This is a genomic window from Achromobacter sp. CSND-B12 (assembly GCF_052906545.1).
The window spans coordinates 608201-632826 of sequence record NZ_JBREGJ010000001.1 but is presented as its reverse complement, the minus strand read 5'-3'; the positions used below and the strand labels follow the sequence as shown (position 1 = coordinate 632826).

Genomic DNA, 24626 nt, shown 5'->3' with positions numbered 1-24626 from the left:
GCTACGCCGTTCCTGGCCTCCGATGAAAAAAACGGCGGCCGTGGGCGCCGTTTTTTTTCGTTGCTTCCCGCCGGGCTCAGTACGGCCCTCCGGCCTTGGCGGCCGGCTTGACGTCCTTGAACTCGCCGACCAGCTTTTCGGCCGCGCGCGCCAGCAGCACCGCGTCCACGCCCACCGCGACGAAGGTCGCGCCCAGCGACAGGTAGTGCCTGGCCTGCGCCACGCCGCTGTGCAGGATGCCGGCCGCCTTGCCCGACTTGACGATGCGGCCGATGGCCGCGTCGATGGTGCGGGCGACCTCGGGATGCTCGGGCTGGCCCAGGTAGCCCATGCTGGCCGACAGGTCGGCCGGGCCGATGAAGGCGCCGTCCACGCCGTCCACCGCCAGGATGTCTTCCAGCGCATCGACGCCGCGCGGCGTCTCGATCTGCACCAGCACGCACATCTCGTCGTTGGCGCGCTCCAGGTAGTCGGGGATGCGGTTCCAGCGCGACGAACGGGCCAGCGCGCTGCCCACGCCACGGATGCCGGCGGGCGGATAACGCACCGCGGCCACGGCGGCGGCGGCCTCTTCGGCCGACTGCACCATCGGCACCAGCAGCGTCTGCGCGCCGGTGTCGAGGATCTGCTTGATCTGCACCGGATCGTTCCAGGCCGGACGCACCACCGGCGCCACCGGATAGGCGGCCACCGATTGCAGCTGCGCCAGCGTGGTCTGCAGGGTGTTTGGGGCGTGCTCGCCGTCGATCAGCAGCCAGTCGAAGCCGGCGCCGGCGATGATCTCGGAGGTGTAGGCGCTGGCCAGCCCGGCCCACAGGCCGATCTGGGGCGTGCCGGCGCGCAGCGCGCGCTTGAACTGATTGGTCAGGATATCCATGGGCCGCGTTGAGGTCAGATGAAGTGGCAGTTGACGGAGCCGAGCACGCCGTAGTCGACGTTGAAGGTGTCGCTGGGGCGCGCGGCCACCGGACGGGTGAAGGACCCCGACAGGATGATCTCGCCCGCTTCCAGCGCCACGTCGTGCGCGGCCAGCTTGTTCGCCAGCCATACTACGCCATTGGCGGGATGGTTCAAGACGCCGGCGGCCACGCCGGTTTCTTCGATCACCGCGTTGCGCGACAGGATCGCGCCGATCCAGCGCAGGTCCAGTTCGCCGATCTTCACCGGCCGGCCGCCTATCACCACGCCGGCGTTGGCCGCGTTGTCGGCGATGGTGTCGAACACCTTGCGCGGGCGCTTGCTGTCGGGATCGATGCCGTGCGAGCGGGCATCGATGATTTCCAGCGCCGGGATCACGTAGTCGACCGCGTCGTACACCTGGAACAGCGTCACGTTCGGGCCTTGCAGGCGCTTGCCCAGCACGAAGGCCAGCTCCACTTCCAGGCGCGGCAGGATGAAGCGGCCGGCGGGAATGTCGCCGCCGTCCTCGAAGAACATGTCATCGAGCAACATGCCGAAATCGGGCTCGTCGATCTGCGATGACAGTTGCATGGCGCGCGAGGTCAGGCCGATCTTGTGGCCGCGCTTGACGCGGCCCTCGCCCAGCTTGATGTCCATCCAGGCGCGCTGGATGGCGTAGGCGTCGGCGATGGTGATGTCGGGGTGGTCCAGCGAGATCTGGCGGATCTGCTGGCGGCTGCGTTCGGCGTCGTGCAGGCGCGCCGCCAAGGCGCGCACGGTGGAAGTGTCAAGCATGCGGGGAATATCCAGGTAAGGGAAATCAGGCGGGGCAGGGCACCAGCGTGCTGACGAGCCGGCCGATGCCGTCGATTTCGGTCACGACCTCGTCGCCCGGCTGCACGTTGACGATGCCGTCGGGCGTGCCGGTCAGGATCAGGTCGCCGGGCGACAGCGTCATGAAGCCGCTGAAGTACGCGATAAGGGCGGGGATGTCGAACACCATGTCGCGGGTGTTGCCGCGCTGGGTCTCGACACCGTTGACGGTGGTGCGCAGGTCCAGGTTCATCGGGTCGGCCACGTCGTCGCGGTCCACCAGCCACGGTCCCAGCGGCGTGCAGGTGTCGCGGCTCTTGACGCGCAGGTTGGGGCGATACCAGTTTTCCAGGTAGTCGCGCAGCGCGTAGTCGTTGGCCACGGTGTAGCCGGCCACGTAGTCGTAGGCCTGCGCGCGCGTCACGTTGCGGGCGGTCTTGCCGATTACCACGGCCAGCTCGCATTCGTAGTGCATGAAGCCCACGTCGGCCGGCCGCAGCGTGCGCGCGCGATGGCCGACGAAGGTGTTGGCGGCCTTGAGAAAACCCAGCGGTTCGGCCGGCGCCTTGAACGCCAGTTCCTTGGCGTGGTCGGCGTAGTTGATGGCCAGCGTGAAGGTGGTGCGCGGCTCGATCGGCGGCAGCCAGGTCACCGCGTCCTCGGCCAGCAGGCGGCCGTCCGCCAGGCGGATCTGGCCGTTGCCAGCGTCGGTGGCGGCGTGGATGGCGCCTTCGTAGGCGATGCGTGCGTGTTTCATGGCGGGTTCCGTGAGGGCGCCTCAGGCGCCGGCGATGAGCGTGTTGCCGAGCGCGCCGACCTGGGCGATGCGGATTTCGTAGCGTTGCCCGGCGCGCGCCAGCGGAGCGTCGGCGCGGGCGCCGGCCAGCAGGATGTCGCCGGGTTCGAAGCTCATGAATTCGGTGACGTCGGCGATCAGGCGGGCCACCGGCCGCACCAGGTCGGCGGTGCTGGCGCGCTGTGCCAGCGCGCCGTCGACCCAGACCTCGATGTCGAGCGCGTCGGGATCCGGCACCGCCGCGACCGGCGCCAGTTCGCGGCCGATCGGGCAGAAGCCGTCGCGGCACTGCTGCTTGAGCGCGGGCCGGAAATAGCTGTCGTGCGGCGCCGACAGGTCGGCCACCACGCGATAGCCGGCTACGTGGGCCAGGGCCTCGGCTTCGCTGACGCGGCTGGCGCGGCGGCCGAACACGATGCCCAGGCTGGCGCCGATGCGCACCTCGGGCACATCGGCTGGCAGCGTGATGGCATCGCCGTCGGCGGCATAGGTGTTGGCCGGCTTGATGTACAGCACCGGCGCGCGCGGCGCGGCCTGGTAGGGCGGCGCGTTCATCGCCTCGCCCAGCGCGGCCAGCGCCTGGCGCGTATTGAGCGCGGCGCCCGCAACGGTGCGCGGCAGCGCGGCGGCGCGGGCCGCCAGGTATTCGCGATAGTTGCTGTGCTTGTAGTTGAGCACCGCGTCGGCTTCCTCGACCTGCAGCGACAGGCCCAGCGGCCGGCGCGCCATTTCCGGCGCCAGCGCGTCGCGCAGGGCCTGGAACGTGCGCTCGCCCAATGCCGTTTGCTGCGCGGCGCTGCGGCCGTGGCCGATGCGCAGCAGCACATGGACGAAAGCGTTGTCGGGATGGCCGTCGGCGATCAGGTAGTCATCGATCCGCACGGCGCGGCTGCGGGCGCCCGCCAGCGGATACAGGCTGCCGTCGCCCACGGCGGCGTCCTGGACCGCGCGCATCAGGGCGCGGGTGTCCAGGTCGAGGTTGGCGGAATACTCAATCCAGATATGGGGCATGGCAGGCGCGGTACCGGGCCGATATAGTTAGCATGTTAATCATAATAGTGAAAAACCGGGGCCGCGGCAATCGACGCAGCTGGCGCGCGACAGGGGTTTTCCGCCGTTGACAGTGGCGCAAAGGCAGGCATAAAGTTAACTCGTTAACTAAATTTTCGCATCGCCGCCGGATTCCCTCCGCCGGCCATCGCGGGACGCGAGGAGACGCACGTGAGCATCAAGCACTGGATCAACGGCAAGCAGGTCGATAGCGCCGACCGCTTCACCACCTTCAACCCGGCCACGGGCGAGGCCATCGACGAAGTGGCCGCTGGCGGCCAGGCCGAGATCGATGCCGCCGTGGCGGCGGCGGCCGAGGCCTTTCCCAAGTGGGCCGGCACGCCCGCCAAGGAGCGCGCGCGCCTTATGCGGCGGCTGGGCGAACTGATCGACCGCAATGTGCCGCACTTGGCCGAGCTGGAAACGCGGGACACCGGCCTGCCGATCTCGCAGACGCGCAAGCAGCTGATTCCGCGCGCCTCCGAGAACTTCACCTTCTTCGCCGAAGTCTGCACCCGCATGAACGGCCACACCTACCCGGTGGACGACCAGATGCTGAACTACACGCTCTACCAGCCGGTGGGCGTGTGCGCGCTGGTATCGCCCTGGAACGTGCCTTTCATGACCGCGACCTGGAAGACCGCGCCCTGCCTGGCGCTGGGCAATACCGCCGTGCTGAAGATGTCGGAGCTGTCGCCGCTGACGGCCGACCAGCTCGGCCTGCTGGCGCTGGAAGCCGGCATCCCGCCCGGCGTGCTGAATGTGGTGCAGGGCTATGGCGCCACCGCCGGCGACGCGCTGGTGCGCCATCCCGGCGTGCGCGCGATCTCGTTCACCGGCGGCACCGTCACTGGCAAGAAGATCATGGCGAGCGCGGGCGGCATCAAGAAGTTCTCGATGGAGCTGGGCGGCAAGTCGCCGGTGCTGGTGTTCGACGACGCCGACGTCGAGCGCGCGCTGGACGCCGCGCTGTTCACCATCTTCTCGCTCAACGGCGAGCGCTGCACCGCGGGCTCGCGCATCTTCGTGCAGGAATCGATTTACGATGACTTCGTGCGCCGCTTCGCCGAGCGCGCCAATCGCCTGGTGGTGGGCGACCCGACCGATGACAAGACCAATGTGGGCGCGATGATCACGCGGCAGCACTGGGAAAAGGTCACCGGCTACATCCGCCTGGCCAAGGAAGAGGGCGCGCGCATCCTGGCGGGCGGCGCCGACGCGCCGCGGGGCCTGCCGGCGCACCTGGCCGGCGGCAATTTCGTGCGGCCCACGGTGCTGGCCGACGTCGACAACCGCATGCGCTGCGCCCAGGAAGAGATCTTCGGGCCCGTCGCCTGCCTGATTCCGTTCAAGGATGAGGCCCATGGCCTGGCGCTGGCCAACGACGTCAAGTACGGCCTGGCCTCCTACATCTGGACCCGCGATATCGGCCGTGCCCACCGGCTGGCGCGCGGCATCGAGGCCGGCATGGTGTTCATCAACAGCCAGAACGTGCGCGACCTGCGCCAGCCGTTCGGCGGCACCAAGGAGTCCGGCACCGGCCGCGAGGGCGGCGAATACAGTTATGAAGTGTTTGCCGAGATCAAGAACGTCTGCGTCTCGATGGGCAGCCACCACATTCCGAAGTGGGGCGTCTGAAGGACGCCCGGATACCGATAACGACAGGAGACAAGCATCATGGGCAAGCTCGCGCTGGCGGCCAAGGTAACGCATGTGCCGTCCATGTATCTATCTGAAATGCCCGGCCGCCATCACGGCTGCCGCGAGGCCGCCATCGAGGGCCATCGCCGCATTGGCCAGCGCTGCCGCGACCTGGACGTCGACACGCTGGTGGTGCTGGACGTGCACTGGCTGGTGAACGCCGGCTACCACATCAACTGCAACGAACGCTTCGCCGGCCGCTACACCAGCAACGAACTGCCGCACTTCATCAAGGACATGGACTACGCCTACCGCGGCGATCCGGCGCTGGGGCGGCGCATCGCCGAATGCGCCGGCGCCGCCGGCGTGCCTGCCCGCGCGCACGAGATCGCCAGCCTCGAACTGGAATACGGCACGCTGGTGCCGATGCGCTACATGAATGGCGACGACCGCTTCAAGGTGGTGTCGGTGGCGGCCTGGTGCGCCTGGCACGCGTTGGACGACAGCCGTCGCTTCGGTGCGGCCCTGCGGCAAGCCATCGAGCAGAACGACAGCCGCGTGGCGGTGCTGGCCAGCGGCTCGTTGTCGCACCGCTTCAACGATAACGGCAGCCCCGAGGCCGCCATGCACCAGATCAGCCGCGAGTTCTACCGCCAGGTCGACCTGCGCGTGGTGGACCTGTGGCGCCAGGGCGACTGGAAGACCTTCTGCGCCATGCTGCCGGAATACGCCGAACTGTGCGTGGGCGAGGGCGGCATGCATGACACCGCCATGCTGCTGGGATTGCTGGGCTGGGACGCCTACGACCGGCCGGCCGAGATCGTCACCGACTACTTCACCAGTTCGGGCACGGGGCAGATCAACGCCATCCTGCCCGTGCCCGACTGATTCATTCCGAGGCGGGGTCGCGCTTGATCAGCTCGACCATCGCGTCGACGTCGGTGTACAGGCGCTCGAGCAATTCCTTGCCGATCCGGTCTTCGATTTCCTGGTACTTGGCGTCCACTTGCGGACGCATGCGGTCGATCAGCTTGTTGCTCTTGGGCGTCAGGGAAATCTCCTGGCGCCGCTGGTCCGCGCTCGAACGCACCCGCTTGATCAGGCCCTGTTCCTCCATGCCCGCCAGCATGCGCGTCAGGCTGGGGCTGAGGATCTGGCAACTGCGGGCGATCTGGTTGGGCTCCATCGCGCCCACTTCGCTCAGGGTGCGCAACACCCGCCATTGCTGCTCGGTGACGCCGGCGGCATGCAGGATGGGCCGGAAATGCGCCATCAGGGTTTCGCGCGCGTAAAGCAGCAGGTGGGGGAGGTTGCGGTGGTGGAAGCTGGGACTCATGGCGGCTATGTTAGCAAGAAGCCGTTCTTTTTCTGTTTGATTTCCGGGGACATCAACGTCCAGGCCCGCGACGGGCGCGGGCCTGGCAAACGAACGGGGGAAGGAAAAAAGGGTCAGGAAGCCGGGTTCTGCTGCGCCAGTTCCTGCAGGTCGTCGGGCAGCGTCAGGTCTGGCGCGCCTTGCTGCAGTTCACGCAGCGCGGCCACGGCGTCTTCCTGCTGATCGTCCTGCATCAAGGCACGGATGTGCGCCACGCGCGCCTCGATGTCCTGGTCGCTGAAGGCAACGGGCTCGGCGCTGGCGGTTTGTTCGGCCGCGGGCTCCAGCGCCGCCGCCTGGGGCGCCGGCTCGGCCGTGGCCAGCTGGGGCGGGACGTTGGCTTGCGACTCGGCCGGCGGTTGCGCGGCGCGCTGGATTTCCGGGGCGGCCGCCTGCTGCGGCGCGGGCGCGTCGGTGCCCACCAGGCGCGGTGCCGGCGCGCGTTCGGGGCTGGCCTCGGCTTCCTGCGACACGGCCAGTTGCGGCGTCATGTCGATCATCTCGGCGTTTTCGCGCATGTCGGTCCAGGCGAACAGGCCGGCCACCAGCGCCGCGCAGGCGGCCGCGGCCCAGCCCGGGTGCCAACTGTGGCCGGGATGCCAGGTGCGGCGCACGGCCGCGTCCAGTTCGGGGCTGCCGCCGGTCCTGGGCTTGCGATACACGGCGCGCAAATCCAGTTCGTCGTCTTCGTCGAAGGGGGGGCGATAGGCAATGCTCATGCGCGTACTCCTCGCGCAGGCGCCTGGTGGCAGGGCGCATGCGCGTTTGACCTTTGCCCGCGCCGCGCCGGTGGTCCGGCGATCTCGTCCAGGCTGGGGGTCGTGTTCCGGTTTAGGTGGCCGCATGCACGGCCGACAGCTTGCAATGCGCCGCGATTTCCGTCGTGCCGTCGGGGTGGACGGCGGCGCCGGGTATGCCGCCATATAACCGGCGGTTCAACATTGCGCATCACCCGGTGATTATGCGCGATTTGCAGAAATCTGCCAGTGAATTTCTTGTGTTTGCATGGTGTAACTGCATGGCGTCCCTGTTTCTGCAAGCAGATTGAAAGCGGTATGCACCGGCATGGGGCCAAATGGGCTGGAAAAGCGGTGTCGCGGCCGCGCGCCGGCGACCCCGCGACCCGCCTGCTGCCGGTAAACTTGCGCCCATGGCCAAGACCCGAACCGTATACGTGTGCGCCGAATGCGGCGGCACCACCCCGAAATGGCAAGGCAAGTGTCCGCACTGCAATGCCTGGAACACCCTGGAAGAAACCGTCGAATCGTCCGTGCCCGCGGCCGCCGCCTCGCACCGCTACGCGCCGCTTGCCTCCAGCAGCCCCGTGCGCAGCCTGTCCGAGATCGAGGCGCGCGAAACCCCGCGTACCCCCACCGGGCTGGAGGAATTCGACCGCGTGCTGGGCGGCGGCCTGGTGGCCGGCGCCGTGGTGCTGATCGGCGGCGATCCCGGCATCGGCAAGTCGACCCTGCTGCTGCAGGCGCTGGCGTCGCTCTCGGAAAGCACCAACGTGCTTTATGTCACGGGCGAGGAATCGGCCGAGCAAGTGGCATTGCGCGCGCGCCGGCTGGGTTTGCAGACCGGCAACGTCAACCTGCTGGCGGAAATCCGCCTGGAGGCGATCCAGGCGGCGGTGTCCGAGCAGAAGCCCAGCGTGGCCGTGATCGACTCGATCCAGACCCTCTACAGCGGCGAACTGACCGCCGCGCCCGGCTCGGTGTCGCAGGTGCGCGAGTGCGCCGCGCAATTGACGCGCCTGGCCAAGCAGACCGGCATCGCCATCGTCATGATCGGCCACGTCACCAAGGACGGCGCGCTGGCCGGACCGCGCGTGCTCGAACACATCGTTGATACGGTGCTGTACTTCGAGGGCGACACGCACTCGTCGTTCCGCCTGGTGCGCGCCTTCAAGAACCGCTTCGGCGCGGTCAACGAGCTGGGCGTGTTCGCCATGACCGACCGCGGCCTGCGCGGCGTGGCCAACCCGTCGGCGCTGTTCCTGTCGCAGCACGAGCAGCAGGTGGCCGGCTCCTGCGTAATGGCCACGCAGGAGGGCACCCGTCCGCTGCTGGTCGAGATCCAGGCGCTGGTGGACAGTTCCCACGCGCCCAATCCGCGCCGCCTGACGGTCGGCCTGGAGGGCAACCGCCTGGCGATGCTGCTGGCGGTGCTGCACCGCCATGCCGGCGTCTCGACCTTCGACCAGGACGTGTTCGTCAACGCCGTGGGCGGGGTGCGCATCACCGAGCCCGCGGCCGACCTGCCGGTGCTGTTGGCCATCATGTCGTCGCTGCGCGACCGGCCCCTGCCGCGCGGGCTGATCGCCTTCGGCGAAGTCGGCCTGGCGGGCGAGATCCGGCCCGCGCCGCGCGGCCAGGAACGCCTGCGCGAAGCCGCCAAGCTGGGCTTCTCGATCGCGCTCATCCCCAAGGCCAATGCGCCGCGCCAGCCCATCGAGGGGCTGGAGATCTGGGCGGTGGACCGGCTCGACGCCGCGCTCGACAAGCTGCGCTGACGGGAGCCTCACGTGAGTCTGTTGCTGATCGCCCTGTGCCTGGGCGCGGGGTGCCTCATTGGCTTCATGGGCGGCGTGCTGGGCATCGGCGGCGGCATGATCGCGATTCCGGCGCTGGTGCTGCTGATGGGCATGTCGCAGCAGCTGGCGCAGGGCACCGCGCTGATCATGGTGCTGCCCACCATCATGATGGCGGTGCGCAAGTACAACCAGCAGACCCGCATCGACCGCCGCGTGGCGCTGGCGGGCGCGGGCGGCGCGGTGGTGTTCACCTGGGTCGGCGCGCGGCTGGCGCTGGGCATCGATTCGGGCGTGTTGCGCCTGAGCTTCGCTGTGTTCCTGTTCTTCATCGCGCTGTTCTACGCCTGGCAGACCTGGCGCGCCGGCCGCGCCCGGCGCGCGCCCAGGGCCGGCGGCAACGCCCCGGTGTTCACGCCGCGCCGCGCCGCCGCGCTGGGCGTGCTGTGCGGCACGCTGGGCGGCTTCTTCGGCGTCGGTGGCGCGGTGTTGGCGGTGCCCATCATCACCACGGTGTTCCGGCTGCCGCAGACCACCGCGCAGGCGCTGGCGCTGTGCATGGTGATCCCGGGTTCCGCGGTGGCGCTGGTGACGTACTCATGGGCCGGCCAGGCCGACTGGCTGGTGGGCCTGCCGCTGGCGGCGGGCAGCCTGCTGTTCGTGCCGGTCGGCGTGCGGCTGGCCTATCGTCTGCCTGAACGCAAGCTGAGAGCCAGCTTCGCGGCGATGCTGTTCGCCACCGTGGCGCTGCTGGTATTTGAAAGCTGAGCGCCGCTCGCCGGGAGTCGATTGTCACGATCCCATGACGAAGCGTTAACGTCGGAAAGGGCGCGAAAATTTCCCGCGGCGCGCTGAACCTTCGGCGGGGTGCCGGTTCCAACGGAGTACGGGTCATGCGGCGATGTTGCCGCCCCGTGTCGGAAAGGCCAGGGGCCAGCCCCGGGCCTTCACCATTAGGAGTTCATGTAATGACGACCCACTCCCGTATCGCTGCGTTCCTGTCCACTTCGGCCTTGTGCCTCGGCCTTGCCGCCGCGCCTTCGGCGTTCGCGGCGGGCGCCGATGCCACGACCAAGTCGGGCGAAACCAAGACCCAGGCGCAGCACAAGCATCACAAGTCCGACAAAACGTCCGCCAAGCAGGGCACCGAGAAATCGGGCGCCGCCAAGATGGACAAATCGGGCACCGCCACGGCGCCCGCGAAGTAAGGCAGTCACGCAGCATCGGACCGCGAGGTCCGGCAGTTCCTTTGCACGACGGACGGGTTTTCGGGCCTGGAAGTCGAAAGCCTCTCGGTATGGGCGCCGGGAGGCTTTTTCGTTTGTACTGCCTGCGTTTGTGTTGCCCGTATTCGAGCCACTTGCGTGGGCGCCGACGGCGCTGGCCGCGCCGCCGTTCCCGCCCGCGTCGTCAGTCCACCGGCGTGATCACGCGGCCGGTGTCGAAATACGCCGCCAGGTTTTCCAGCATCAGGTCTTCCATCGCCTGGCGCGTCTCCAGCGTGGCGCTGCCGATGTGCGGCAGCAGCACCGCCTGGTCGCTCTTGATCAGCGCCTCGGGCACCTTGGGTTCATGCTCGAACACGTCGAGCGCGGCGCAGCCGAGCTTGCCGGCCTCGAGCGCGGCCACCAGCGCGGCCTCGTCGATGACCGGACCGCGCGCGATGTTGACGATGATGCCGCGCGGGCCAAGCGCTTCCAGCACCTCGCGATTGACCAGGTGGCGCGTGGCGGGACCGCCCACGGTGGCCACGACCAGGAAATCGGCCCAGGCCGCCAGGTCGGTCAGCGAGGCCTCGTAGCCGTAGTCGACGTCGTCGCGCTTCCTGCGATTGTGATAGCGCACCTGCATGTCGAAGCCGAGGCCGCGGCGGGCGATGGCTTCGCCGATGCGGCCCAGGCCGACGATGCCGAGCTTCTTGCCGCTGACGCGCTGGCCCAGCGGAATGCTGCCATGCACCTGGCCCCACTGGCCGGCGCGCACGAAGCGTTCGCCCTGGCCCATGCGGCGGGCGCCGGCGATCATCAGGCCCCAGGCCAGGTCCGCCACGCAGTCGGTCAGCACGTCGGGCGTGTTGCTGACCTGCACGCCACGCGCATGCGCCGCCTGCACGTCGATGGTCTCGTAGCCCACGCCCCAGCTGCAGATGGCCTTCAGGTCGGGCAGGGCGTTGATGAGCTCGGCATTGGCGCCGAAGTTGGCCGAGGTGACGACGGCGGTGACGCCCTTGCCTAGTTCGGCCAGGGCGGCCTTGCGGTCGGGCTGCTTCCAGAGCTCGATGACGTCGTAGCGCTCCGCGAGGCGCTGGTTGGCGGAGGGCGAGCCGGCCAGCGAGCCGACCTGGATGATGCGATGCTTGGTGGTCATGTTGTCGTACAGGTGGGTGGCGAAACCTTCATGCTACTTGATCCGGCCTTGAATCCGGCTGAGAGGGGGCGGGCGGCGCGGCAGGCCGCCGGCCGCGCCGCCCGGCGGCCTTATTCCAGCTGGATGTTGGCCTTCTGGATCACGTCCTTCCAGCGCTTGACCTCGGCCTGCTGGAACGCGCTGAACTGCTGCGGCGTGTTGGCCACCACTTCGAAGCCCAGCCCGTGCAGCGTCTTTTCGGTCTGCGGGTCGCGCAGGGCGGCCTGCAGGGCCTTGGTCAGCTGTTGCACCACGTCCGGCGGGGTGCCCTTGGGCACCGCGAAGCCCTGCCACGAATACACGACCATGTCCTTGATGCCGGCCTCGGCCAGCGTCGGCACGTCCGGCAGATCGGCCGCGCGCGCATCGCCGGTGATGGCCAGCGCCTTGAGCTTGCCGGCCTTGATGTGGGTCTGCACCGCGCCCAGGTTCTGGAACGACACGTTGACCTGGCCGCCGATCAGGTCGGCGATGGCGGCGCCGCCGCCGCGGTACGGCACGTCCACGCCCGAGGTCTGCGTGCGCTGGCGGAACATCACCGCCGACAGGTGGTCGGACGAACCCGTGCCGGACGAAGCGTACGACACTTTGCCCGGATTCTTGTTCGCATAGTCCACCAGCTCGGCCACCGTGCTGGCCGGGAACGACGGCGAGGCCACCAGCACGTTGGGGTTGCGCACGGCCTGCGTCAGGTATTCGAAGTCCTTGCTCGGGTTGTACGAGAGGTTCTTGTATAGCGCCTCATTGATGGCGAAGGTGCCGATCGAGCCGACCATCATGGTGTAGCCGTCGGGCGTGGAGCGGGCCAGCGCCTGCGCGCCGATGGCGCTGTTGGCGCCCGGCTTGTTCTCGACCACGAAGGTCTGGCCGAGCGCCTTCGTCAGCCCGGGCGTGACGCTGCGTGCCGTGATGTCGGACGAGCCGCCCGGCACGAACGGCACGATCATCGTGACGGGCTTGGTGGGATAGCCGGCGGCGTGGGCCGCCGGCCCGGCAAGCAGGGCGGCGGCGGACAGCGCGACCGCGCATATCGATCTGTTCATGGTGTCTCCTGGTTCGCGTGATGATGAAGAACCCGGCGCCCACGCGTGGCGGCCGGGTCCGGACCGGCGCCGTTCAGTCGACCTTGGCGCCCGATTGCTTCACGACCGCGGCCCACTTGACGGTTTCCCGCGCCATGAACTGGGTGAACTGTGCCGGCGTGTTGCCCGACGGCGTGGCGCCCTGGGCCTGCAGCTGGGCGCGTACCGGCGCCTGCTGCAGCGCCGCGGCGACATCGCGCTGGATCTTGTCGACGATCTCGCGCGGCGTGCCGGCGGGGGCCAGCAGGCCGAACCAGCTGGAGGCCTCGTAGCCCGTCACGCCGGCCTCGGCCAACGTCGGCACGTCCGGCAGCGCCGGCGAGCGCGTGGCGGTGGTGACCGCCAGCGGCCGCAGCTTGCCGCCCTTGATGAAGCCCATCGACGAGGGCAGGTTGTCGAAGATCAGGTCGGCCGAGCCCGCCATTACGTCGGTCAGCGCCGGGCTGCTGCCCTTGTAGGGCACGTGCGTCATGCGGGTGCCGGTCATGGCCTGGAACAGCTCGCCGGACAGGTGGGTCGAGGTGCCGTTGCCGGTCGAGGCCATGTTGACGCTGCCGGGATTGGCCTTCAGGTACTTGATCAGGTCCGCCACGTTGCGGATGCCGTGCTTGTCGGCGAAACCGGGATTCAGTTCGAGCACGTTGGGCACCGGGATCACCAGCGTGACCGGCGTGAAGTCCTTGACCGGGTCGTAGGGCAGCTTGGCGTAAACGGACTGGTTGATGGCATGGGTGCTGACGGTGCCCATCAACAGGGTGTAGCCGTCGGGCGTGGCGCGAGCGGCTTCGGCGGTGCCGACGTTGCCGCCCGCGCCCGCCTTGTTGTCCACCACCACCGCCTTGCCCCAGGCCTTGCCCAGTTCGGCGGCCACCACGCGCGCGGCAATGTCGGCGGTGCCGCCGGCCGGGAAGGGCACGACGATCCTGACGTCGCGCGCCGGGTAATCGGCGCTGGCGCCTGCCGCGCACGGCAGCAGGGCTGCGGCGGCCAGGCAGGCGGCAAGGGCCAGGCGGCCGCGCAAAGGGGCTGCAAGCATGGAAATCGTCTCCTCGTGTGCGCGTGGCCGCGCATCGTTTGTGGGGTGTTCCTGCCGGGCCGGAGCCCGCTTGAGTGCTGCCGGCGTCTGTCGCGCCCTGCCGTCGTGATGCCGATGACTTGTAAAACGAATATAGGTATTGAGGGTCTACTTGTCAACCAAGTATACTTTTTGGAAGCCACTCATCTAACAACTGGATTCCGCCGCGGAATCCACCAGGAGACCCGCCATGAAAACCTCCCCGGTCACCGTCCAGGACCTGCAGCGTTCCGTCATCGCGGTGCCGCCGCTGGCGCGCCATGCGGACCTGTCCCTGAACGAAGCCGCCAACCAGGCCCTGCTGCGGCACCTGGAGGCGGGCGGGGTGCGCAACGTGATGTACGGCGGCAATGCCAACTTCTACAACGTCGGCGTGGGCGAGTACGCGCGCATCGTCGACCTGCTGGCGTCGCTGGCCGGGCCGGACACCTGGATCCTGCCGTCGGTCGGTCCGGATTTCGGCAAGATGATGGATCAGGCGGCAACCCTGCGCAGCCGCGCCTTTCCGACGGCCATGCTGCTGCCCATGTCGTTTCCCTACACCGATGCCGGCCTGGCCGATGGCGTGCGCCGCTTCACCGATGCGCTGGGCAAGCCCGCCGTGGTCTACATCAAGTCGGCCGATTACCTGGCGCCGGCAACGGCGGCGCGCCTGGTCGAGGAAGGCCGCATCGTCGCGTTCAAGTACGCCGTGGTGCGCGAGAATCCGGCGCGCGACGCCTACCTGTCGGCGTTGCTGCAAAGCGTGGACAGCAACCGCGTGGTCAGCGGCATTGGCGAACGTCCGGCCATCGTCCACTACCGCGACTTCGGGCTGAAGAGCTTCACCTCGGGCTCGGTCTGCGTTGCGCCGCGTGGTTCGATGCGCCTGCTTCAGCTGCTCAAGGAAGGCCGCTATGACGAAGCCGAAACGGTGCGCGCCAGCTACCTGGGCCTGGAGGACTGCCGCGATGCGATCAGCCCGATCCGCGTGCTGCACGACGCCGTGACCCTGTCCGGCGTGGCCGACATGGGGCCGATGCTGCCGCTGCTGACCGGCATCTCCAGCGCCGAGCGCGAACGGGTGGCGCCGGTGGCGCGCGCGCTGGCCGCCTGGGACCGCGACGCCGTGGCGGCCTGATGGCCGCGCGCGCGGCATTGACGGTACGATGAGCGCTGCCGATACGCCCCAGGAGATTTCGTGGCCCGACCCAAAGCATCGCCCCCATCCGCGCCGCCCGCGTCCGCCGAGCCGGACGCCATGGGCGTGCTGGTGCTGGAACGCGGCCACCGCGTCCGGCTGGCCGACCAGTTGTACGGGCAGATCTTCGAGCAGATCGTCGCCGGCAATCTGAACGTCGGCGACAAGCTGCCTTCCGAGAACGAGATCTGCGAACGCTTCGGCGTATCGCGGCCGGTGGTGCGCGAAGCGCTGCTGCGCCTGCGCGCCGACGGCCTCATCACCGCGCACCAGGGCCTGGGCACCTTCGTCAGCCACCAGCCGGCGCCGCGCCTGACCGCCTTCAGCGACGTGGGCAACGTCGGCGCCTACCTGCGCGCACAGGAACTGCGCGTGGCGCTCGAAGGCGATGCCGCGCGGCTGGCGGCGCTGCGCCGCACCGACGAGCAGTTGCACAAGATCGAGGCCGCGCATGCCGCCTTCGCCGACAGCCTGGCGCGCGGCCAGATGTCGGCCGAGGCCGACCTGGCGTTCCACGCCAGCATCACCGAGGCCACCGGCAACGACTTCTATCTCGGGGTGCTGGAAAGCATCCACGAGTCCATCAACGGCTTCATGCGCCTGACGCTCAACCTGACCCGCACCGGGTCGCGCCAGCGCGCCCAGCGCGTCCTGGACGAGCACGCCACCATCCTGGACGCGATCCGCGCCCAGGACGGCGAGCGCGCCCGGGTCGCCATGCAATTCCACCTGGGCCAGGCCCGCCACCGGCTGGTCGACCGCGAACGCGATTGACCGGCCCGCGCGCCGCCCCACGGACTTCACCGCGACGACACAGCAGGAGACATCGAGTGCAAGGCAATGGTACGGCAGGGATAGCGGCATCGGCGGGGCAGGTGCGAGAACAGATTCTGATCGTGTTGCAGGCCTGGGGCATGGCGCCCGACCTGGCCGCCATCACCGCCGGCCTGATGGCCGAGACGGATCTGCTGGGCATCGATTCGCACGGCATCTCGATGCTGCCTTCATACGAGGAAAAGCTGCGCGCGGGCACGCTCAGGCTCGACGCGCGGCCGCGCCTGGTGCGCGACGGCGGCGCCAGCGCATTGCTGGACGGCATGGGCGGCCTGGGCTACCCGGTGTCGGCGCAGGCCATGAACCTGGCCGTCGACAAGGCGCTGGAACACGGCGTGGGCGCGGTGTCGGTGTGCAATTCCCACCACTTCGGCGCGGCCGGCGTCTATGCGCGCATCGCGGTCGAACGCGGCGTGGTCGGGCTGGTCACCAGCAGCGCCAACGGCGTCATCATGGTGCCCACGCGCGGCGCCATGCCGATGCTGGGCACCAATCCCATCGCTTTCGGCGCGCCGGCCGCGCACAACGAGCCGTTCGTGCTCGACATGGCCACCACCACCGTGGCGGCCAACAAGGTCAAGGTGTACGACTTCCTCGGCAAGCCGCTGCCGCCGGGCTGGGCGGTGGACGGGCGGGGCGAGCCGGTCACCGCGGCCGATACCGCCATGCAGTTCATCTTCAAGCATCCCGAAGGCGGGCTGACGCCGCTGGGCGGCACGCCGGCCATGAGCAGCCACAAGGGCTACGGCCTGGCGATGATGGCGCAGATCCTGGGCGGCACGCTCAGCGGCAGCGCGCTGGCGGCGCGCCGCAACGTCACCCGGCGGCCGGGCGAGCCGGACGACGTCGGCCATTTCTTCCTGGCGCTCAATCCCGACGCGTTCCGCGCCAGCGGCTCATTTGAATCGGACATGGACGACCTGATCGACACGCTGCACGACACCCCGCCGGCGCGGCCCGACGAGCCGGTGCTGGTGGCCGGCGAGCCCGAGGCCGCCGAGCGCGCGCGCCGCCGGATCGACGGCATCCCGATCCCGCCCGCGCTGGCCGTGCGCCTGCGCGAGATCTGCCAGCGCGCTTCGGTGCCTTATCTGCTGGACTGAATGCGCCGTCCGGTCGCATGACGTTTTCCCCGCCGCGCGGCAACGACCGCGCGGTGATCCACCGACCCGGCCCACCGGGCGGCAAGCATTAGAAAAACACGACAAGGAGACAACCATGCAACACAAGACATCGCCGGCGCGCCGCCGGCTGGGACTGGCCGCCATCGCATTGGGCGCGGCCGCCGCGCTGGCGCCGGGCCTGCTGCTGGCGCAGGACTGGCCGACGCGGCCGGTCAAGCTGATCGTGCCGTTCCCCGCGGGCGGCAGCACCGACGCGGTCGGGCGCCTGCTGGCCGCCGAACTGTCCAGGGAACTGGGCCAGAGCGTGGTGGTCGAGAACAAGGGCGGCGCCAACGGCAACATCGGTTCCGACGTGGTCGCCAAGGCCGAGCCCGACGGCTACACGCTGCTGCTGTCGGGCGTGGGCTCGAACGCCATCAGCTATTCGCTCTACCAGAGCATGCCGTACCGCGACAGCGACTTCGCCCATATCTCGCTGCTGGCCACCGGGCCCAACGTGCTGGTGGCCAACATGGATTTCCCGGCCACCAACTTCGCCGACTTCATCAAGCTGGTGCGCGCCAGTCCCGGCAAGTACACCCACGCCAGCTCGGGCAACGGGTCGTCCGGCCACCTGGCCATGGAAATGCTCAAGCAGGCCGCCAAGCTCGACCTGGTGCACGTGCCCTACAAGGGCGGCGCCGCCGCCATCACCGACATGATCGGCGGGCGCGTGTCGGTGATGTTCCTGAACCAGGACTCGCTGCTGCCGCAGGTCAAGTCGGGCAAGCTGCGCGCCCTGGCGGTGGCCAGCGCCCAGCGCAACCCGGCCTATCCGGACACGCCCACGGTGGCGGAATCGGGCTATCCGGGCTTTGCCGCCGAATCGTGGTTCGGCCTGTCCGCGCCCGCCAAGACGCCGACGGCCATCATCCAGCGCCTGAACCAGGCCACCGTCAAGGCCCTGGCTTCACCGGATATCCGGCAGAAGCTGGAAAGCGTAGGCTTCGTGGTGGTGGGCGACGACCCCAAGGCGTTCTCGGCCTTCGTCCAATCCGAAATCACCAAGTGGGGCGCGGCGGCCAAGGCCTCCGGCGCCCGCATGGACTGAGGAATCGGTATCAACACACCCCGCGCGCCGAGCGCCCGGGGTTCATTCGATGGGAAACACGCAGCGATGACTTCACCCTTGCCCAACCGCTTTCGCCAACGCATCCTGGCGCGCGAACGCCTGATCGGTTTCTGGATGTGCATGTCCAGCCACGTCACCGCCGAGCTGGCGGGCCTGGCCGACTTCGACTGGCTGCTGCTGGATGGCGAGCATTCACCCAACACCGTGCCGATGTTCCTGCAGCAGTTGCAGGCCCTGCAGGGCAGCGCCAGCGCCGCCATCGGCCGGCCGACCTGGAATGATCCGGTCGAGATCAAGCGCCTGCTCGACATCGGCTTCTACAACCTGCTGATCCCCTTCATCGAATCCGAGGACGACGCGCGCCGCGCGGTGGCCGCGACCCGCTATCCGCCGCAGGGCATCCGCGGCGTGGCCGGCATGCAGCGCAGCAACCGCTACGGCACCGTGCCGGATTACCTCAAGACCATCAACGACAACATCTGCGTGCTGCTGCAGATCGAGAGCCGTCCGGGCATCGAGGCGGTCGACGAAATCGCCGCGGTCGAGGGCGTGGATGGGGTCTTCATCGGCCCGTCGGACCTGGCCGCGGCCCTGGGCCACCTGGGCAATCCGGGCCACCCGGAAGTGCAGGAAGCGATTCGCCACCTGTACCAGCGCGTCACCGCGCAGGGCAAGGCGGTGGGCATCCTTGCGCCGGTGCAGGCCGATGCGCGCCGCTACCTGGACATGGGCATGCACTTCGTCGCGGTCGGCACCGATCTGGGCGTGTTCAAGCAGGCCACCTTCGCCTTGCGCGAAGCCTTTCCCACCTGATCCTGCCTGATCGTGCGGCCGTCGCGTTCGCCACGGCCGCGCCTTGCCTTATTGCTCCAGCGCCAGCAGGTCGGCGACCGTCTGGCGGCGGCGGATCAGGCGCGCCTCGTTGCGGTCCAGCAGCACTTCGGCCGCCAGCGGCCGGGTGTTGTAGTTCGAGGACATCGACGCGCCGTAGGCGCCGGCGTTGTGGAACACCAGGAAATCACCGATGCGCGGCCGCGGCAGCGACTGGTCCGACACCACGCCGCCCGCGTCCTGCGTGAACACGTCGCCCGATTCGCACAGCGGGCCGGCCACGGCGATGCGGGTCTCGGCCGTGGGCGGCGTGGCGCCGTCCGGCGCGTGCACCGAGATGCGGTGGTAGCTGCCGTACATGGCCGGGCGCATCAGGTCGTTGAAGCCGGCGTCCACCAGCGCGAAGTCGCGCTCGGGGCGGCGGTTGATCGCATGCACTTCGGCCACCAGCGCGCCGGCCTCGGCCACCAGGAAGCGGCCCGGTTCGATCTCCAGGCGCACCGCGTGGCCCAGGCGCTGTTCGATGCGCTTGCGGGCCGCGTCCCATTGCTCGAAGTAGTGGTCGCAGTCGATGCGCGGCTCGCCTTCGCGATACGGAATCGACAGGCCGCCGCCGGCCGAGATGGCCTCGATGTCGTGGTCCAACGAAGCGACCACGTCGACCATCGCGTCGCACACGCTGGACAGGTGGCCGTAGTCCACGCCCGAGCCGATATGCATGTGGATGCCGACCAGCTTCAGGCCGTAGCGGCGCACGATGGCGACGGCAGCGGCGACGTCGTCGATCCAGATGCCGTGCTTGCTCTGCGGGCCGCCGGTGTTGGTCTTGTTGCTGTGGCCGTGGCCGAAGCCCGGGTTGATGCGCAGCCACACGCGGTGCCCCGGCGCGTTCTGGCCGACGCGTTCGAGCATGTCGAGCGAGCCGGCGTTGACGGTGATGCCGTGCTTGACGACGGTGGCCAGGGTGGCGTGGTCAATCAGGTCGGCCGTGAACACCACGCCGGCCGGCTCGCCCGCGGGCTCGAAGCCGGCGGCCAGGCTGCGCTCGATCTCGCCCAGCGACACCGCGTCCACCATCACGCCCTCGGCGCGCATCAGGCGCAGGATGTGCAGGTTGGAGCAGGCCTTCTGCGCGTAGCGGATGACGTCGAAGCGGCGCAGCTGGGCGATGCGCTCGCGGATGACGGCGGCATCGTAGACCCACAGCGGGGTGCCGTGCTCGGCGGCGAGTTGAGTGAGCTGGCGCGGATCGAAAGCCATCGCGGGTGAACCTTGTAGCGGGGGGAAAGGGAAATCAGGCCGGCATCATGCCCCAGCCAGGTCATCCAGTAAAATGCTTATATTTTCCACATCGATTCATTCCTGATATGGATAGGGCATGCTGACCCATCGTCACGTCGAAGTCTTCCGCGCCCTCATGATCGCCGGCAGCGTGACCAAGGCCGCCGACCTGTTGTTCACCTCGCAGCCCACCGTCAGCCGCGAACTGGCGCGCATGGAGCAGACCATCGGCTTCGCCCTGTTCGAGCGGGTGCGCGGCCGCCTGCGGCCCACCATGCCCGCGCTGGCGCTGTACGACGAGGTGCGGCAGTCATACGCCGGGCTGGAGCGGGTGGCATCCACCGCGGCGCGCCTGCGCGCCTTCCAGGACGGGCAACTGGCGGTAATCGCGTTGCCGGCGTTTTCGCATTCGCTGCTGCCGGGGGCCTTCCGGCGCTTCAGCCAGGCCCATCCGGGCGTGAGCCTGGCGCTGGAGGCGCAGGAATCGCCGTTCCTGGAGGAATGGCTCACGGCCCAGCGCTACGACCTGGGCCTGACCGAGCACGAGTTGGAGCCGGCCGGCACCCGGCTGGCGTTATTGCTGGAGGTGGACGAGGTCTGCGTGCTGCCCGATGGCCATCGCTTGTTGGCGCGGCCGGCGCTGGAACTGGCCGATTTCGCCGGCGAACCGTTCGTCAGCCTGTCGTCAAGTGACCCCTACCGCATTCAGATCGACGAGGCCTTCGCGGCCGAAGGCGTGCTGCGGCGCGCGATCATCGAGACGCCGACGGCGGTCTCGGTATGCGCCTTCGTGCGCCAGGGGCTGGGCCTGGCCATCGTCAATCCATTGACGGCGCTGGATTTCATCGGCCGCGGCCTGCATATCCGGCCATTGCGGCGATCGTTCCCGTTCCGGGTCAACCTGGTGTTTCCGGAGCACCGGCCCAAGAACCCGCTGGTGGATGCCTTCACCGCCACCCTGCGCGACGAGGCCGAGCAGATCCGCGCCCGCCTCGCGGCCCGGCAGGACTGACGGGCGCTGCCGCCATCGGGCCATGCGGCTGGGGGCCGTGAACGGCAGTCGGCAATAGGTGGGAATGGGCAGGTGGCAGCAGCCGGCAATAGCGCAACGAGCCACTGGCAACAGGAACAGGCAACAAAAAAGGATGCCCGCGGGCATCCTTCTTCATTTGCCGTATTCATGACGCCCCGCATGGCGGGGCGGCAGAATGGCTTAGGCCAGCGCCTTGATGGCGGCGGCCAGGCGGCTCTTGTGGCGAGCGGCCTTGTTCTTGTGAATGATGTTCTTGTCGGCCACGCGATCGATCACGCTGCTGGCCTTTTGGAACACTTCGCCAGCCGCAGCCTTGTCGCCAGCGGCGATGGATTGGCGAACGCGCTTGATGGCGGTGCGCAGCATCGAGCGCAGGCTGGAATTGTGCTTGTTGCGCTCAACGGATTGGCGAGCGCGCTTGCGGGCTTGGGCGGTATTGGCCATGTTGCTATGTAAGTTGAATTCGGCAAAGTCGAACATTTTAGCAAGTCCCCGAGGGATTGCAAGCTTTAAATGCCGTGTCTGCCGATGGAGCGCCCGTCAACCGGGCGGGGGGCGCTGCGAGGAAAACCCCTCGGGCTGCAGAACCCGGGTGATGTACCCGGGCTGAGACCTGATGGGCGTCAATGGGATCGATCCATGGAACTGCCCATGGAGTATCCGTGGAAAACCTCCGCGGGAAAAATCCCTGGAATGGAACCATCGGATAAATCCCGGGCATCGACGCCTGACGGCGGTCCTGCCGCGCCTACTGGATAAAAATACGGTACCGAGTATACAACGAAGCGGCTTTTCGTTACAGCGCGGTGTCGGTGGCCGTGGTCAGGCCGCGACGTTGATCGAGACGAACCAGGGCGTATAGCGCCGCACGTGGATGGGCATCTGGTCCTGCAGCGCATCCAGCGCCGCGTCGGTGTCGTCCAGCGGGAAGTGGCCGGATACCGGCAGGCCGCCGGCGGCCATGGAGACGCGCAGCGTGCCGCTGCGGTAAGGGCGCAGGGCGGCGATGACTTCGGCCAGCGGGCGGCCGCGGGCGTCGACCCAGCCGGCTTCCCAGGCGGCTTCGGCCACCAGTTCGGCGCGTGGCGTGTCGATGCGCGAGACGTCGAAGCGCGCGCCGGTGCCGGCGCGGACGATGCCGTGGGCGCCGGCCATGGTTTCCACCACGACTTCGTGTTCATGCACCACCACCACCGTGCGCTGGGCCTGCTGGCGCACCATGTAGCGGGTGCCCAGGGCGCGCACGGTGCCCTCGGCGGTCTGCACCAGGAAGGGACGGCGCGCATCGGGCGCCACCGACACGGTGACGGCGCCATCCAGCAGGCGCACCTGGCGGTAGGCCGGGGTGAAATCGAGGTTGACGCGGCTGCGCGCGTCCAGCAGCAGCTGGCTGCCGTCGGACAAAATGTAGCGGCGGCGCTCGCCGGTGGCCGTGGCGGCATCGGCCGCGACATTGCTCAGGGGGTAGAAGGCGTTGCCCACGTAGGCGGCGCAGGCGCCCGCGCTGGCGAGCGCCACCGAGCCGGCCAGGAAGCGTCGGCGCGGCGGCACGCCGACGGCTGCGGGGGCCGGCGCAGAGGGAATCAACGGTGGCGGGGCCGCCGTGGCATAGCCGGCCGGATAGGCGTCGCCCAATCGGCCGAAATTCGATCCCGTCAGAGTGCCGGTCAATTGCTGCCAGGCATTCTCATGAAGAGGATCTGCTGCTCGCCACGCCAGGAAATCGTTGTAGTCCTGCGCTGTCGCTTTACCGGAGCGCAGCAGCAGCAACCAATTGATTACTTGGTCCGCCATGGGGTGTCCTTGGGCGTACTTCACTTCATCACGCCGCCTGCGAAAGCGTCAGGCGGGAATCCTTTCGATGGCAATTTGTAAATAATAAAGGTTTTTTACCAAAGATTACCGCCTCCTTGTCAATTCTTGACGGATCAAATGCAAAAAAAGCCGGCGGGTAGCCGGCTTTTTGCGGAGGTTGTGGCGAGAATGCCCGAAATCAGCCCGCCGCCCGGCGTCCGAAATCTCGGGGACGGAACCCAAACAGTAACAACATGCCGAAGTAGACCGCGCCGCTGGCCGCCAGCACGCCGCCCAGCCAGAGCGCGCGGTATCCGGTATGGGCCTGCAGGCCGATCCAGTCAATACGGCCGTCGGCGTAGACCAGCAGGGCCGCCAGCGCCGCCAGGGCCGGAATCAGCCGCAGGGCGAAACGGCCCCAGCCCGTGCCGGGCTGGTAGACGCCACGGCGCCGCAGCCCGATCAGCAGCGCCAGCGCGTTCAAGCAGGCGCCCAGGCCGATGGCGAGCGCCAGGCCGGCGTGGGCCAGCAGCGGCACCAACGCCAGGTTCATCAACTGGGTCAGGACCAGCACGCCGATGGCGATCTTCACGGGCGTGCGGATGTCCTGCTTGGCGTAGAAGCCGGGCGCCAGGATCTTCACCGCCAGCAGCCCGATCAGGCCGGCCGAATAGGAAATCACGGCCAGCCGGGTCTGCAGCACGTCCTGCGCCGAAAACGCGCCGTAGTGGAACAGCGTGGCCACCAGGCCGTCCGACAGCAGCGCCATGCCCACCGCCGCCGGCAGGCCCAGCAGCAGCACCAGCCGCAGGCCCCAATCCAGCAGGGCGCTGTAGCCGCCATGGTCGTCGCGGGCGTGGGCCGCCGACAGGCTGGGCAGCAGCACGGTGCCCAGCGCCACGCCCAGCAGCGCGGTCGGGAATTCCATCAGGCGGTCGGCGAACGACAGCCAGGTGACGCTGCCGGGCGTGAGCCAGGTGGCGATGTTGGTATTGATCAGCAGCGAGATCTGCGCCACCGATACGCCGAGCGTGGCCGGCGCCATCTGCTTGAGGATGCGCTGCACCGTCGGGTCGGCCCAGGCCTGGCGAAAGCGCAGCGAGAAACGCGGCGTCAGGCCCAGCCGCGCCAGCGCCACCCACTGCACGGCCAGTTGCGCCACGCCGCCTATCATCACCCCGATCGCCAGGGCGTAGACCGGCACGTCCATGCGTGGCGCCAGCCAGAGGCAGGCGCCGATCATGGACAGGTTCAGCAGGACGGGCGTGAACGCCGGCACCGCGAAGCGCCGCCAGGTGTTGAGCACGCCCGAGGCGAACGCGATCAGCGACATGCAGAAGATGTAGGGGAACATCACCCGCGTCATCCAGACGGCGGCGCCGAATTCGGTATCGCGGGCCGCGCCACGCAGGCCGCTGGCCATGGCCGACACCACCCACGGCGCGGCCACGATGCCGATCAGCGTGATCGCCATCAGGGCCGCGGTCAGCAGCAGGGCCACGCGGTCGAGCAGGGCGCGGACCTCGCTCTCGGAACGGTTGTTGCGGGCATGCCCCAGGATCGGCACGAAGGCCTGGGCGAAGGCGCCTTCGGCGAACAGCCGGCGCAACAGGTTGGGAATGCGGAAGGCGACCCAGAAGGCATCGGTGATGGGGCCGGCGCCAAAGGCGCGCGCCACCAGGATGTCGCGGACCAGCCCGGAAATACGGGACAGCAGGGTGAAGCTGCTGACGGTGGCCGCGGAACGGAACAGGCTCATTGGGGTGA

General features: G+C 68.6%; 24 protein-coding genes. 11 read left to right on the top strand and 13 right to left on the bottom strand.

Going from position 1 to position 24626, the window contains the following annotated elements; genetic code table 11:
• Positions 1–76: 76 nt before the first annotated feature.
• Genes hpaI through ACUTAG_RS02810 form a run of 4 tightly spaced genes read right to left on the bottom strand, consistent with a single transcriptional unit; the run spans position 77 to position 3520 of the window.
• Positions 77–877, bottom strand: a complete 801-nt coding sequence (gene hpaI, locus ACUTAG_RS02825; protein ID WP_446649977.1) for a 4-hydroxy-2-oxoheptanedioate aldolase — start codon at positions 875–877, stop codon at positions 77–79.
• 14 nt (positions 878–891) lie between these two features.
• Positions 892–1695: a 2-oxo-hept-4-ene-1,7-dioate hydratase gene (gene hpaH, locus ACUTAG_RS02820; RefSeq protein WP_446649976.1), complete on the bottom strand. Its 804-nt coding sequence runs from the start codon at positions 1693–1695 to the stop codon at positions 892–894.
• 25 nt (positions 1696–1720) lie between these two features.
• Positions 1721–2470, bottom strand: a complete 750-nt coding sequence (locus tag ACUTAG_RS02815) for a fumarylacetoacetate hydrolase family protein (RefSeq protein WP_054443696.1) — start codon at positions 2468–2470, stop codon at positions 1721–1723.
• 21 nt (positions 2471–2491) lie between these two features.
• The gene (locus tag ACUTAG_RS02810; RefSeq protein WP_054504638.1) at positions 2492–3520 is read right to left on the bottom strand and encodes a fumarylacetoacetate hydrolase family protein; all 1029 of its coding nucleotides are present in this window, start codon (positions 3518–3520) and stop codon (positions 2492–2494) included.
• Between the two features lie 210 nt (positions 3521–3730).
• Between ACUTAG_RS02810 and hpaE the strand changes: the two genes are divergently transcribed.
• Together hpaE and hpaD are read left to right on the top strand one after the other, a co-directional pair.
• Positions 3731–5197, top strand: coding sequence for a 5-carboxymethyl-2-hydroxymuconate semialdehyde dehydrogenase (hpaE, locus tag ACUTAG_RS02805; RefSeq protein WP_446649975.1), 1467 nt, complete (start codon positions 3731–3733; stop codon positions 5195–5197).
• A 39-nt stretch (positions 5198–5236) separates the two neighbouring features.
• Positions 5237–6088: a 3,4-dihydroxyphenylacetate 2,3-dioxygenase gene (gene hpaD / locus ACUTAG_RS02800; protein ID WP_148318192.1), complete on the top strand. Its 852-nt coding sequence runs from the start codon at positions 5237–5239 to the stop codon at positions 6086–6088.
• A gap of 1 nt (position 6089) precedes the next feature.
• On the opposite strand, the gene hpaR is transcribed toward hpaD, so the two are convergent.
• Both hpaR and ACUTAG_RS02790 read right to left on the bottom strand, forming a co-directional pair.
• Positions 6090–6536, bottom strand: coding sequence for a homoprotocatechuate degradation operon regulator HpaR (hpaR, locus tag ACUTAG_RS02795; protein WP_006384288.1), 447 nt, complete (start codon positions 6534–6536; stop codon positions 6090–6092).
• Positions 6537–6649: 113 nt separating this feature from the next.
• Positions 6650–7294, bottom strand: coding sequence for a hypothetical protein (locus ACUTAG_RS02790; RefSeq protein ID WP_020928470.1), 645 nt, complete (start codon positions 7292–7294; stop codon positions 6650–6652).
• A gap of 431 nt (positions 7295–7725) precedes the next feature.
• Between ACUTAG_RS02790 and radA the strand changes: the two genes are divergently transcribed.
• From radA to ACUTAG_RS02775, 3 genes are all read left to right on the top strand, one after another.
• Complete coding sequence (gene radA, locus ACUTAG_RS02785) at positions 7726–9090, top strand: DNA repair protein RadA (protein ID WP_045953247.1); 1365 nt, start codon at positions 7726–7728, stop codon at positions 9088–9090.
• A gap of 12 nt (positions 9091–9102) precedes the next feature.
• A complete protein-coding gene (locus tag ACUTAG_RS02780) occupies positions 9103–9876 on the top strand; it encodes a sulfite exporter TauE/SafE family protein (protein WP_047991215.1) in 774 nt (257 codons plus the stop codon).
• Between the two features lie 200 nt (positions 9877–10076).
• On the top strand, positions 10077–10316 hold the full coding sequence (locus ACUTAG_RS02775) for a hypothetical protein (RefSeq protein ID WP_006384018.1): 240 nt from the start codon (positions 10077–10079) through the stop codon (positions 10314–10316).
• Positions 10317–10518: 202 nt separating this feature from the next.
• Here ACUTAG_RS02775 and ACUTAG_RS02770 read toward each other — a convergent pair whose 3' ends face one another.
• From ACUTAG_RS02770 to ACUTAG_RS02760, 3 genes are all read right to left on the bottom strand, one after another.
• Positions 10519–11475: a 2-hydroxyacid dehydrogenase gene (locus ACUTAG_RS02770; RefSeq protein WP_024069544.1), complete on the bottom strand. Its 957-nt coding sequence runs from the start codon at positions 11473–11475 to the stop codon at positions 10519–10521.
• 110 nt (positions 11476–11585) lie between these two features.
• Positions 11586–12557, bottom strand: coding sequence for a Bug family tripartite tricarboxylate transporter substrate binding protein (locus ACUTAG_RS02765; protein ID WP_054445286.1), 972 nt, complete (start codon positions 12555–12557; stop codon positions 11586–11588).
• 73 nt (positions 12558–12630) lie between these two features.
• Positions 12631–13632: a tripartite tricarboxylate transporter substrate binding protein gene (locus ACUTAG_RS02760; RefSeq protein WP_020928466.1), complete on the bottom strand. Its 1002-nt coding sequence runs from the start codon at positions 13630–13632 to the stop codon at positions 12631–12633.
• Positions 13633–13861: 229 nt separating this feature from the next.
• Here ACUTAG_RS02760 and ACUTAG_RS02755 point away from each other — a divergent pair, with 229 nt between their 5' ends.
• The 5 genes from ACUTAG_RS02755 to garL all read left to right on the top strand — a co-directional run bounded on the left by ACUTAG_RS02755 (position 13862) and on the right by garL (position 18733).
• Complete coding sequence (locus tag ACUTAG_RS02755; RefSeq protein WP_054445285.1) at positions 13862–14791, top strand: dihydrodipicolinate synthase family protein; 930 nt, start codon at positions 13862–13864, stop codon at positions 14789–14791.
• Positions 14792–14911: 120 nt separating this feature from the next.
• On the top strand, positions 14912–15625 hold the full coding sequence (locus tag ACUTAG_RS02750; RefSeq protein WP_148318314.1) for a FadR/GntR family transcriptional regulator: 714 nt from the start codon (positions 14912–14914) through the stop codon (positions 15623–15625).
• Positions 15626–15681: 56 nt separating this feature from the next.
• Complete coding sequence (locus tag ACUTAG_RS02745) at positions 15682–16788, top strand: Ldh family oxidoreductase (protein ID WP_148318190.1); 1107 nt, start codon at positions 15682–15684, stop codon at positions 16786–16788.
• 115 nt (positions 16789–16903) lie between these two features.
• Positions 16904–17899, top strand: a complete 996-nt coding sequence (locus ACUTAG_RS02740; protein ID WP_054505427.1) for a Bug family tripartite tricarboxylate transporter substrate binding protein — start codon at positions 16904–16906, stop codon at positions 17897–17899.
• 66 nt (positions 17900–17965) lie between these two features.
• Positions 17966–18733, top strand: a complete 768-nt coding sequence (gene garL, locus ACUTAG_RS02735; protein ID WP_020928461.1) for a 2-dehydro-3-deoxyglucarate aldolase — start codon at positions 17966–17968, stop codon at positions 18731–18733.
• A 48-nt stretch (positions 18734–18781) separates the two neighbouring features.
• Here garL and lysA read toward each other — a convergent pair whose 3' ends face one another.
• Positions 18782–20011: a diaminopimelate decarboxylase gene (gene lysA / locus ACUTAG_RS02730; protein ID WP_148318188.1), complete on the bottom strand. Its 1230-nt coding sequence runs from the start codon at positions 20009–20011 to the stop codon at positions 18782–18784.
• A gap of 118 nt (positions 20012–20129) precedes the next feature.
• Between lysA and ACUTAG_RS02725 the strand changes: the two genes are divergently transcribed.
• Positions 20130–21044, top strand: coding sequence for a LysR family transcriptional regulator (locus tag ACUTAG_RS02725; RefSeq protein ID WP_026384464.1), 915 nt, complete (start codon positions 20130–20132; stop codon positions 21042–21044).
• A gap of 201 nt (positions 21045–21245) precedes the next feature.
• Here the strand turns inward: ACUTAG_RS02725 and rpsT are convergent, their stop codons facing one another.
• The 3 genes from rpsT to murJ all read right to left on the bottom strand — a co-directional run bounded on the left by rpsT (position 21246) and on the right by murJ (position 24618).
• Positions 21246–21509 (bottom strand): 30S ribosomal protein S20, encoded by a 264-nt coding sequence (gene rpsT, locus ACUTAG_RS02720; protein WP_006396042.1) that lies wholly within the window; start codon positions 21507–21509, stop codon positions 21246–21248.
• Positions 21510–21887: 378 nt separating this feature from the next.
• On the bottom strand, positions 21888–22859 hold the full coding sequence (locus ACUTAG_RS02715; protein WP_058664804.1) for a FecR domain-containing protein: 972 nt from the start codon (positions 22857–22859) through the stop codon (positions 21888–21890).
• A 199-nt stretch (positions 22860–23058) separates the two neighbouring features.
• Positions 23059–24618: a murein biosynthesis integral membrane protein MurJ gene (gene murJ / locus ACUTAG_RS02710; protein ID WP_148318186.1), complete on the bottom strand. Its 1560-nt coding sequence runs from the start codon at positions 24616–24618 to the stop codon at positions 23059–23061.
• Positions 24619–24626: the final 8 nt, after the last annotated feature.

Bases quoted from the DNA above. Each gene is read 5' to 3' on its own strand.
- ACUTAG_RS02755 (WP_054445285.1), top strand. From the start codon at position 13,862: ATGAAAACCTCCCCGGTCACCGTCCAGGACCTGCAGCGTTCCGTCATC.
- ACUTAG_RS02815 (WP_054443696.1), bottom strand. From the start codon at position 2,470: ATGAAACACGCACGCATCGCCTACGAAGGCGCCATCCACGCCGCCACC.
- hpaH (WP_446649976.1), bottom strand. From the start codon at position 1,695: ATGCTTGACACTTCCACCGTGCGCGCCTTGGCGGCGCGCCTGCACGAC.
- ACUTAG_RS02765 (WP_054445286.1), bottom strand. From the start codon at position 12,557: ATGAACAGATCGATATGCGCGGTCGCGCTGTCCGCCGCCGCCCTGCTT.
- ACUTAG_RS02750 (WP_148318314.1), top strand. From the start codon at position 14,912: ATGGGCGTGCTGGTGCTGGAACGCGGCCACCGCGTCCGGCTGGCCGAC.
- murJ (WP_148318186.1), bottom strand. From the start codon at position 24,618: ATGAGCCTGTTCCGTTCCGCGGCCACCGTCAGCAGCTTCACCCTGCTG.
- hpaR (WP_006384288.1), bottom strand. From the start codon at position 6,536: ATGAGTCCCAGCTTCCACCACCGCAACCTCCCCCACCTGCTGCTTTAC.
- rpsT (WP_006396042.1), bottom strand. From the start codon at position 21,509: ATGGCCAATACCGCCCAAGCCCGCAAGCGCGCTCGCCAATCCGTTGAG.
- ACUTAG_RS02810 (WP_054504638.1), bottom strand. From the start codon at position 3,520: ATGCCCCATATCTGGATTGAGTATTCCGCCAACCTCGACCTGGACACC.
- ACUTAG_RS02760 (WP_020928466.1), bottom strand. From the start codon at position 13,632: ATGCTTGCAGCCCCTTTGCGCGGCCGCCTGGCCCTTGCCGCCTGCCTG.
- ACUTAG_RS02790 (WP_020928470.1), bottom strand. From the start codon at position 7,294: ATGAGCATTGCCTATCGCCCCCCCTTCGACGAAGACGACGAACTGGAT.
- ACUTAG_RS02715 (WP_058664804.1), bottom strand. From the start codon at position 22,859: ATGGCGGACCAAGTAATCAATTGGTTGCTGCTGCTGCGCTCCGGTAAA.
- garL (WP_020928461.1), top strand. From the start codon at position 17,966: ATGACTTCACCCTTGCCCAACCGCTTTCGCCAACGCATCCTGGCGCGC.
- lysA (WP_148318188.1), bottom strand. From the start codon at position 20,011: ATGGCTTTCGATCCGCGCCAGCTCACTCAACTCGCCGCCGAGCACGGC.
- ACUTAG_RS02740 (WP_054505427.1), top strand. From the start codon at position 16,904: ATGCAACACAAGACATCGCCGGCGCGCCGCCGGCTGGGACTGGCCGCC.
- ACUTAG_RS02725 (WP_026384464.1), top strand. From the start codon at position 20,130: ATGCTGACCCATCGTCACGTCGAAGTCTTCCGCGCCCTCATGATCGCC.
- hpaD (WP_148318192.1), top strand. From the start codon at position 5,237: ATGGGCAAGCTCGCGCTGGCGGCCAAGGTAACGCATGTGCCGTCCATG.
- hpaI (WP_446649977.1), bottom strand. From the start codon at position 877: ATGGATATCCTGACCAATCAGTTCAAGCGCGCGCTGCGCGCCGGCACG.
- ACUTAG_RS02770 (WP_024069544.1), bottom strand. From the start codon at position 11,475: ATGACCACCAAGCATCGCATCATCCAGGTCGGCTCGCTGGCCGGCTCG.
- ACUTAG_RS02775 (WP_006384018.1), top strand. From the start codon at position 10,077: ATGACGACCCACTCCCGTATCGCTGCGTTCCTGTCCACTTCGGCCTTG.
- radA (WP_045953247.1), top strand. From the start codon at position 7,726: ATGGCCAAGACCCGAACCGTATACGTGTGCGCCGAATGCGGCGGCACC.